The sequence below is a fragment of the Nonomuraea sp. NPDC052116 genome (genome assembly GCF_040680035.1).
In the GTDB taxonomy this organism is placed as follows: domain Bacteria; phylum Actinomycetota; class Actinomycetes; order Streptosporangiales; family Streptosporangiaceae; genus Nonomuraea; species Nonomuraea angiospora_A.
Map to the genome: position 1 here is coordinate 1 of NZ_JBFAWA010000095.1, position 2,721 is coordinate 2,721.

1 protein-coding gene is annotated in these 2,721 nt (G+C 65.9%); it reads right to left on the reverse strand.

Annotated elements, in window-relative coordinates; genetic code table 11:
• Window positions 1-2,688: glycoside hydrolase family 95-like protein (locus AB0L65_RS62770; RefSeq protein WP_364267553.1), on the reverse strand; the 2,688-nt coding region annotated here is incomplete at its 3' end.
• Window positions 2,689-2,721: the final 33 nt, after the last annotated feature.

The window sequence follows — 2,721 nt, forward strand, 5'->3', positions numbered from 1 at the left end:
TCCGGCGTTGTCGGCGCACACGTATTTGCCGTTGGCCTGGGCTTTGAGGCTGATCGTGCCGTCGGGGTTGTTGATCTGCTGGAAGGTCTCCCAGGGGCCGATGGCGTCCCGGTTGGCGATGAGCGGTTGCGCTCCGGCGCTTTCGGCGGTGACGTATTTGCCGTTGGCCCTGGCCTTGAGGGCGATGTTGCCGTTGCCGAGGTCGGTGCGGTCGAACTGTTCCCAGCCGCCGACGGTCGTGCGGTTGGCGATCAAGGGCTGGGCGCCGGCGTTCTCCGCGGTCACGTACATGTTGTTGGCGCGCGAGCGCAGGCTGATCGCGCCGGACGGCGCTGACCCGGTCGGGAGGCCCAGGGTGGAGGCGGTGCCGCTCAGGGACTTCACGCCCTGGTTGGCGGCGCCGGTGAGCCGGGTGGCGGCGTACGAGCTGAGCGGCTTGGCAGTGCGCTCCACCACATAGACGGACCCGGCGGCGGTGGCGAAGCCGATCTCCGCGCTCGAGCTCGTCGTGATGGTCGCGTTGTCGGAGGTGCGGCGGACGCGGACCTGCTGGGTGCCCCACGGGTTGACCACGGTGGCCTGCTTGCCGTACACGCTCTTCATGCCGACGTACTTGATCTCGCCGGCCTCCCGCTCGGAGCTGACCAGGAAGCCGTCCTTGGCCAGCAGGGTGAACTTGCCGGCGAACGAGGAGTCGGCCGGAACGGCGGGAAACACCCGGATCTTGCCGTTGTAGCTCTGCATGAGCGACTCGTTGAGGGCCGTGAGGTGCACGCCGAGGTACTCGAAGACGCCGTTGGTGTTGTTCGTCATGCCGTTCGGGTAGTTCTGGTACTTCTGCAGCATGGTCTTCATGCCGTTGTACGCCTGGTCGCCGAGGCCCAGCCGGGCGGCCTGCACGGCGTCGTTGGACCACACGTTGCCGTAGGGGAAGGGCCGCTGGTTCCAGGTGTTGACCGCGGTCTGGTGGTCGGGGAAGCCGATCCCGGTCACGTCGTACGGCCAGATCAGCTCGGCGGAGACGTTCTCGTTGTTCCTGGTCTGCGAGATCGGCGGCTGGTGCGGTTGGTAGGCGCCGTTCGAGACCACGTAGGGCACCAGGTGGTCCAGCACGTTCTGCCACGTGGACCGCAGCCCCGCGTCCACCCCGAGTTGCTCGCTGACCTGGATGGTCAGGGGGAAGATGCTGCGCACGGCGGCCAGGTCGGTGATCGCGTTGCGGACGTTCCAGTACGTCTCGTGCGAGTTGGAGTTGGCCATGTAGTACGTGTTCGTGGCCGTGTCGTGGGAGAGCATGGCCGAGTAGAACTTCGCCGTCTCACGCATGAACGGGTAGGCCACGTCGCGCAGGTAGTTCGCGTCGTTGGTGTACCGGTACCGCAGGTACATGCTGTAGGCGGCCTCGTAGCCGGTCGACAGGATGTTCTTGGTGTAGTCGCTGTTGACCGTGCCGCGCGCGTTGCCGTCCCAGCCCATGGTCTCCGGCACCCACAGGCCGTCCACGTTGTACCGCGTCTGGGTGTACGACTTCAGGGCGTTGTAGTTCCTGGCGTACAGGTTGTTGTGCCTGTCGATGAGGTCGGGATGGTTGGAGGCGAGGAAGGACAGGTAGACGTCGCGTTGGTTCCAGTACCAGTACGCGTTGCTCCACTTCGTGTTGTCCTGGGTCGCTCTGAAGACGCCGTTGATGAAGTGGGCCGGGTAGCTGCCGTAGCCGGCCGCGGCGATCATGTACGTGGACAGGTAATAGACGTTCTCCAGGTAGTCCGCGTCGCCGGACAGACCGGAATACTGGACGAACGACTTGGCCCAGAAGGAATGCCACCAGTTGCGGTAGTTGGTGACCGTGGTCGCGTACCCGGTGGACTTCACGGCGGCGAGCTGGTTGCGGGCCTGCGCCACCGAGTCGCGGTTGGGGGCGTTGACCCGGCCGGCCGCGGTGAACCAGATGGTGTAGCTGGAGGTGGGCGTGATGGTGAGCCGTACCGTGCGGGAGTCGACGACCTGGGTGGAGTAGCTCGCGCCCTCGACCGTGGCGGCCAGCGTGTAGCCGAACCCGTTGGCGTCGGTCTGCCCCCGGCTCAGGCCGGCCGCGTTCGCGTCGGCGAAGGTGGAGACGGTCTTCCAGGTGTTCAGGTCGGGCACGTCGCCGCTGTTCGGGAGGTTCGCCGTGTCCCACATGCTCAGGTTCAGGGCCACGTTGGAGACGCCGGTGCGGCTGTCGTCCACGTGGATGCCCATCACCTCGGAGTTCGGCGACCCCATGACGGTGACAGTGCGGTTCGAGTCGTACTTGGTGGTGAGGGTGCCGTCGTACAGGGACAGCCGTTGCTGGAAGGTGGTGTATCCGGTGTCCATGCCCGGGCTGGTGGCCAGGTTGACCAGCCCTGCCGCGAACGCGGACTGCTGGGACAGGTCCACGCCCGAGGTCTGCATAGTCAGTCCGTTCTGACTCCAGGCCATCGCTCCGGTACGGCCGTTGCCCACGGTCATGCCGTACAGCGGGTTGGTGTTGGGCCTGTTGTAGACGATGTCGTGTTTGGACAGGTAGCCCGCGTAGTCGACGTCAAGCGTTCCCGCGGACTGGTCGAACGCGGCGTCGGTCGGCGAGGCCAGCGCGGGCGTCCCGGACAGCAACGCGCTGAGGAGCGCTGCCAGGGGGAGGGAGCGTAACAACCTCTTCACCATGCTCACCTTTTGGGGGGTTAGGAAGTGGCATGT